The 6258-nt window shown below is 70.0% G+C and carries 4 protein-coding genes and 1 pseudogene; all 5 read right to left on the reverse strand.

Translation table 11 applies throughout. The features are described from left to right. A pseudogene (locus tag BN11_RS11570) lies at window positions 1-1469 on the reverse strand (integral membrane sensor protein); the annotation flags it as partial. Beyond that, complete coding sequence (locus tag BN11_RS11575; protein ID WP_083433702.1) at window positions 1466-4039, reverse strand: ATP-binding protein; 2574 nt, start codon at window positions 4037-4039, stop codon at window positions 1466-1468. The gene BN11_RS11575 and the pseudogene BN11_RS11570, both read right to left, overlap by 4 nt. Then, a complete protein-coding gene (locus BN11_RS11580) occupies window positions 4039-4716 on the reverse strand; it encodes a hypothetical protein (RefSeq protein WP_048697851.1) in 678 nt (225 codons plus the stop codon). Before BN11_RS11580 ends, BN11_RS11575 begins: the two co-directional genes overlap by 1 nt. A 43-nt stretch (window positions 4717-4759) precedes the next feature. Beyond that, window positions 4760-5119, reverse strand: a complete 360-nt coding sequence (locus tag BN11_RS11585; RefSeq protein WP_048697854.1) for a hypothetical protein — start codon at window positions 5117-5119, stop codon at window positions 4760-4762. A 13-nt stretch (window positions 5120-5132) separates the two neighbouring features. Next, window positions 5133-6197, reverse strand: a complete 1065-nt coding sequence (locus BN11_RS11590) for a conjugal transfer protein (protein ID WP_048697857.1) — start codon at window positions 6195-6197, stop codon at window positions 5133-5135. Window positions 6198-6258 lie beyond the last annotated feature (61 nt).

Consider the following 6258-nt stretch of genomic DNA (forward strand, 5'->3'; position numbering starts at 1 on the left):
GGGAAGGGGAAGAAGACCGCGGCCTGCTGACGGTTGTCCACGAAGGTGGGGCCGACCTCCCGGTTGGCGGCCGCGCGCTGAGCTCGCAGCTGGGCCAGGCCGGTGGCGGTGCGGACGGCCGTGGACGCGGCGCCCAGACCGATGCCGGGTGCTCGCTCGGGCAGGCGGGTGGCCGGAGCTCCCCCGGGGCGCTGGGACATCCACTGCGCCAGTCGCTGGGCGGCAGCCTTGAGCTGCTTGCGCTGACGCATGTAGACGAAGATCCCGACGATGATCAGGATGTCGACGATGACGAAGGTCTTCGGGATCGACTCCCCCTTGGAGGCAGCGAACAGCGCCTGGATCACCAGCAGGAAGACCGACAGGAAGACGCTGGTGAAGACAATCAGCAGCAGAGCCACGATGGTCTCGGCCGCGGTGAGCATCAGGGACCCCCGACCGCCGCCGGGCAGCAGCCCGGTCACGAACGTGACGATGGCCTTCAGGGACTGGAACATCGCCCAGACCGCCGCGGCGATCACCGACCCCCCGAGGAGCATGCACATCGCCAAGATCACGAACGCGGCCGGGAAGAACACGATCGAGCCCAACGCCATGGAGGCCGAGGGATTGGCGGCGTACTCGCCCAAGGTGTCGTCGCAGTCGGAGATCTTGTCCCGGATGTCGGACTCGTTGCCGTAGGGCCCGCCCTTGACGACGTCGTTGTAGGCGCCCTCGCACTTGCCGCCGTCGAGGACCTGGCCGAAGTTGATCATCTGGGTGGGCTGGCGGATGAAGGTGTCGACGAGCTGGCCGGTCTGCGCCTGGCGCAGCTGCTCAGGGCTCTTGCCGGAGGCGTCCCCGGTGGCCAGGGCGGCGGCGAGTTCCTGGCCGGTCTGGTTGGCTTTGACGATGTAGCCGTTCTGGCCGGCGATCATCTGGACCGGCTGGGCGAAGACACCGGAGGCCAAGGCGGCGATGACGCAGGCGATGCCGACCTCCCAGACCGCGGTGGTGTGGCGGCCCTTGAGCATCCACAACCCGGCCAGTAGCGCGGTCAGGGTCAAGAAGGTGGGGACCAGTCCGAGGCGGGTGACGACCTGCTGCATCGCGTCGCCGACCGACAGCAGCGGGGCAGCGATCGTCTGGACCCAGGTGAAGGACAGGACCCAGTCAAGGAACCACAGCGACAGCGCGCACCAAGACCGGTAGGCACCCCAGCAGGCGTCGGTGATCGAGGCCCAGAAGAACTTGTCCGGGGAGGTGATGCCGCCCCGGTCCAACGACATCTCGAAGTTCCAGATCGAGATCCCGCGGGAGTCCTTCAGGTCGATCCAGGCCAGCGCCGGGGGGGTCTGGCCGATCTTGTCGGCGGCCACGATCGGGGCAGCGGCCGCGGACTGCACGCGCACTAACATCAGCAGCATCCAGCCGGCGATCACCGCCAGGGCGCGCCGGATCCAGAGGCCGCGAGCTCGCAGCCACGTCATGCCGTCTCCCGGTCCTGAGGGCGGCTCTTGGTGGAGGCCGAGCCGCCGGCGGTGATCGCGGCCGAGCGCTCTTCACGGGCGGGCAGCAGGACCTTGACCCGACCGACGTTGCCGGACATGTCGCGCATGGTGGCCTCGCCGCGGCGGTGGACCGGGACCTCCTTGCCGTCGGGTCCGAGAGGGGAGGTGTCGTGGCGGACCATCTCGATCAGCTGCTCGTCCTCGGCGTCCAGGTCCAGCCAGGCCAGACCGCGCTTGGCCAAGGTCTTGTCGCGGTGCCGCATGAGGATCCGCGTGGGGATCAGGCCGCGCAGGGTCGGGGAGCCGAAGTCTGCTTCGGGATCGTGGGAGTCCAGCAGCACCACGGCGCGGTGCTTGCGGCCGTCTCGCACGAAGTCGACGAGCTCGCGTTCGCCCTCAAAGGAGATGGTCATCGAGTGAGCCTCGGAGACCACGAACCCGGCGAGGGTAGAGGTGTCCTCGAAGCAAACGTGGCGGGCCAGTGCGGCGATGAGCGCGTTGAGGGCTCGGCCGAAGAGCTTCTCCAGGCCGAGCTGCTCGAAGAGGTGCTCGTGCTCGAGCTCTTCGCGCGAAGGCAGCTGGAGGGTATGGGTGCGGATCACCACGGCGCGGGTGGACAGGTCCAGGGGTGGGACGGACCCGTCGAAGATGACACGGCCGATCTCGCGGCGAGCGAAGACGTTGACCAGTCGGGCCAGCTCGCCGGCGCCGGCGAGGGTGCACCCTTCGTGCAGGTGGGCGAGCAGGTCGCCGGAGGAGGTCAGCTGGTGCTTCTCCAGGTAGGCGGGGTCCAGGACGTCGGAGAGCAGCACGCCTCGTTCGCTGGTGGGGCGGACGTTGAGAAGAGGGGTGAGGAAGGTCTGCATGATCCGGCTGCCGGTGCGGGGACCGAAGACGCGCAGCGGGTCAAGGGACAGTTCGGGATCGGCGGCGTTGACGACCACGGCACGGGTCAGGGCTCCAGCCCACGATGCCCACTCCCCCTTCGCTGTGCGGTCGGCGATGACCAGCTGGCCGCCGCGGTCGATGACGTCGCCAGCCAGCTTCATCAGAGTGGCCGTCTTGCCGGCGCCGAGCTCGCCGGCGACGGCGGCGGATCCGGAGATCTGCCGGTCCGAGGCTCCCTCGAGGTCGTGCAGGACGACGCTGGTCGGGCCGCAGGGCACGTTGGGGGCAAGCAGTGGTCCATGGGCGATGTTCAGGCCGAGGGCCGAGCCCTTGGAGTCGCCCAGGCGGACCGAGGCCAGGGGGACGGTCGCAGCCAGTGCCTTGCTGGTGGTGATCTGGGCGAACTCGCGCACCGCACGCGAGGCGGGGACGCCGGGCTGCATCGCCCACCACAGCTCCTCCTGGTAGCCCAAGGGGGCGGAGAGCTTGTAGCCGGTGTCGCCGAGGAAGTCGGCCAGGGCACGCGCCTGCTGGCGGGAGGAGTCGGGGGTGGGTCCGGCGACCGCGAAGATCATGGTGGCCTGGGCTTCGACCTCCAGCTTGTCCGACTCGAGGATGGACACGTACTCGGCCAGGTCGTCGGCGACCCGGTCGAGCATGTTCAGACCGTGGGAGACCTCGCCTTCGCGCTGGCCGTACTGCTCGTTGAGGTTGCGCAGGGCGCGCTGGTTCTGGGAGGCGACGGCGGCCGAGGAACGGATGGACAGACGCATCGCCCAGTCGACGTCGATTCCGGACTCGTCGATGCGGCCGATGACCTCCGAACCGGGGAAGACCATGCCCCCGTCGGGGACGTCGGAGATGACCATCAGGGACTGGTAGGAGGCCTCGACGTCGCCGACCGAGGAGGCGTCGGTCACCTTGAGGTAGCGGCGCGTGATCGGGTTGAGTCGGGCTGTGGACTTGGGGTCCAGGTCGCTCTGGCCGCCCTCATCGAGGACCGGTTCCCCGAGTGCGGCGCCGGTCTTGGGGGCCAGGAGGGCCGCGGCGACATCGTCTTCACCGACGCCGGGTAGGTCGAGATCCTGGAACAGGCCGCGACGGATCGCGTGCTGGTGCAGCCAGACCATCTGAGCCGGGGTGGCCGGGGTGGGATTGAAGGGTCCGGGGATGCTCTCGGAGACCCGGGCGGCCTGGGCCAGGCGGCGCTCAACGTCGCCGAGCGGGACGGCGGCACGGGGCAGGCCGAGCCGGTCCCGCATGTCCGAGGTGGCGGCCTTGAACGGCTCGGTGAACCGGTCGGAGGGCTTGTCGTCGCCCAGGGGCACCGAGAGCCAGTAGATGCGCTGGCCGGGTCCGATGTGGTCGAGGGTGTCCAGGGTGGCCTCGCACTCGGCGACCCAGTCGGGGCAGTCCTCAAGATCGACGCCGTCGAGCATCTTGGAGACCACGACGGCCGGATCCAGACCGGAGTTGATGCCCAGCAGCATCGACTCCCCCGGCAGGGCACGGAACAGCGCCTGATGCAGGGCGCGCACACCGTGCTTGTCCTTGGTGGGGCGCAGCCCGTAGGGCAGGCCGGTGAGCAGCCAGTCGGCCCACACCGACCCTGAACGGGTCCAGCGGAGGTTGGCTGCCATGGAGCGTGACGGGGTGCGCATCAGTCCTCCTGGGTCGCGCCCGAGGATGCGAGCAGGCGCTGCACCCCGGTCAGCGCCGGGGAGGCCGAGCTGCGGGGTGTGGTGGCGGGTACGGGACGAAGTCGGGTCGACGAAGGGACGGTGTCGGCCGTGGGCCGCTGGGACGGGGCTGGACGGGACCACCGCGGCCGCGGGAGGCAGCGGGATCGTGTCCGGGACGGCGCGGGAGGTGTGGGGTTGGCGCGGCGCTGCTGGATCTCGGCGAGCGAGGGTGCGTTGTGGTTGATGACCAGGCGGGAGCGGGACGGTCGGGGCCGGCGGATCCGCACCTTCGCTCCGCCCAGGTGTCCCTGGGTTGGGGAGCTGAGTGCACGGATCGCGCCGGACCCGACCGAGATCGGGTTACGGGACCCGATCGGGAGCCGCCCCAGAAGCACCACGAGGCCGTAGGCGCAGCCGAGGAGGATGAGTGCGTTGCCGATCAGACCGAAGTGGCCCCACAACCAGGTGGTCTTGCTGCCGATCACGATGAACGCCACGCCCGCAATCACCTGGGTGTAGGTGTACGGGCCGCCCCAGATGGTGGCACCGTCGGGGGTCTTCCCGATCAGCTGGGGGAAGCGGCGGGCACGGGTGTACCACTTGACGACCTCGTAGGCCTCGCCGCTGCTGGTGCGTGGGTTCGTCGTTGTCGACATCGCTGGTCTCCTCCTTGGAGTGCCGGTTGGGTGTTGCTTCCGGTCAGGTGGAGGGGTAGACGAGCGGGTCGGCGACCGCGGGGACGACCTGGACGGCAACCGGGCCCATGCTCATCTCGTTGCCGACACGGTCCTTGATGTCGGTGACGCTCCAGACACCCCAGATAAAGATGCCGGCGGCGATCAGGGAGATGATGATGCGGGCCATGGCGCCGCGGGAGGCGACCGCCTGGATGATCACGAAGATGATCCCGAGGGTGACCGCGACACCGCGCAGCACCGTCTGGGTCTGGGTGTTCTTGGACGTGACCCAGTCAAGGATCCCGTCACCGGCGGCCATCGGGATCGCGCCGGCCTGGTGAGCCGAGATGACCTCGGTGCTCAGCTGGATGAGTGCGGACATGTTGGTGCTCCTCCTACGGGGTGGTGGTCGACGACGTGGGGTTGTCGGCCGGTGTGGTGGGTGCGCGGCCCGAAGGCCGGGCGGGCGCGGGGCCCGTCGCCGAGGTGGCGGCGGGAGTCTGGGGCTGCTGCACGGGCGCGGGGTCGATCGCGGAGATCTCCCAGCGGCCGGCGCGGGCGGCCAGGGTCAGTGCGTAGGCGACGTTCGCGGTCTGCTGGTCGGTGACCACTGCGGTGCCCAGCGCCAGGACCCGGGTGCGGGTGCCGTCCCGGGGGACGGTCGCTGGCGGTTGGTCGCTGCCGGCGGCGCGGATCTCGGACAGCCGGACCGACGTGTACGGCGCCGGGGTGAGTGGTGTCAGCTCGACCCCGGGGGTGAGGTAGCGAGAGACGTCACCCGACCCGGCGATGTAGGCGGTCAGGAACTGCCCGACGGTCTGCCCCAGCGGCGCGGTCAGGTCGACCTGGGCGCGGTAGCCGTTGGTGGAGCCGATCGTCACCGGGGGCGGAGAGACCGGGGCGGGCAGGGTCAGCGCGGTGACGCTGCCGTCGTGGTAGCGGACGGGGACCTGGAAGTAACGGCGGGTGGTCGTCTTGTGCGCGTCGGTGATGGTGGCTGCCACGGTGACCGACCAGGTGCCGTCGACGAAGGTGATCCCGGAGACGGCGGGGTCGTTGACCGTGAACGCGGTCTGGGACAGCCCCGAGACCTGGGCGTCCTTGACCAGCGCGAGCAGTGCGTCGGGCTTCTCCTGGGTCGTGGTCAACCAGGTGACGACCACCTGCTGGGCAAACTGGCCGACGATCGCGCGCTCGTTGGACTGGTCGGCGACCGCTACGGCCGGGGCGGCGACGGGGTGGCTGGCCTGAAGGAACGCCAAGCCGCCGGCGATCGCGCCGACCGGGCCAAGAGCCAGGCAGGTCAGCAGACCGACGGTGGCGGCCTTGGCGCCCAGTGCCGAGGTGGTCTGGTGGCGGCCGTCGGCGACGGGGGGCAGATCCTCGAGGTCTTCGATCTGGTCGACATCCGGCTCGGGATCGGTCTTCGAGCTGCGGCGCAGGGACAGGGTCGGGCTCATGCCGCACCTCCGGGGGCGAGCATCGGGGTCATGGACTGACAGGACCGCCGAACCGCCGGCG

The organism is Nostocoides australiense Ben110, assembly GCF_001050535.1.
GTDB classification, from domain to species: Bacteria; Actinomycetota; Actinomycetes; order Actinomycetales; family Dermatophilaceae; genus Nostocoides_A; species Nostocoides_A australiense.

Bases quoted from the DNA above. Each gene is read 5' to 3' on its own strand.
- BN11_RS11575 (WP_083433702.1), bottom strand. From the start codon at position 4,039: ATGCGCACCCCGTCACGCTCCATGGCAGCCAACCTCCGCTGGACCCGT.
- BN11_RS11580 (WP_048697851.1), bottom strand. From the start codon at position 4,716: ATGTCGACAACGACGAACCCACGCACCAGCAGCGGCGAGGCCTACGAG.
- BN11_RS11585 (WP_048697854.1), bottom strand. From the start codon at position 5,119: ATGTCCGCACTCATCCAGCTGAGCACCGAGGTCATCTCGGCTCACCAG.
- BN11_RS11590 (WP_048697857.1), bottom strand. From the start codon at position 6,197: ATGAGCCCGACCCTGTCCCTGCGCCGCAGCTCGAAGACCGATCCCGAG.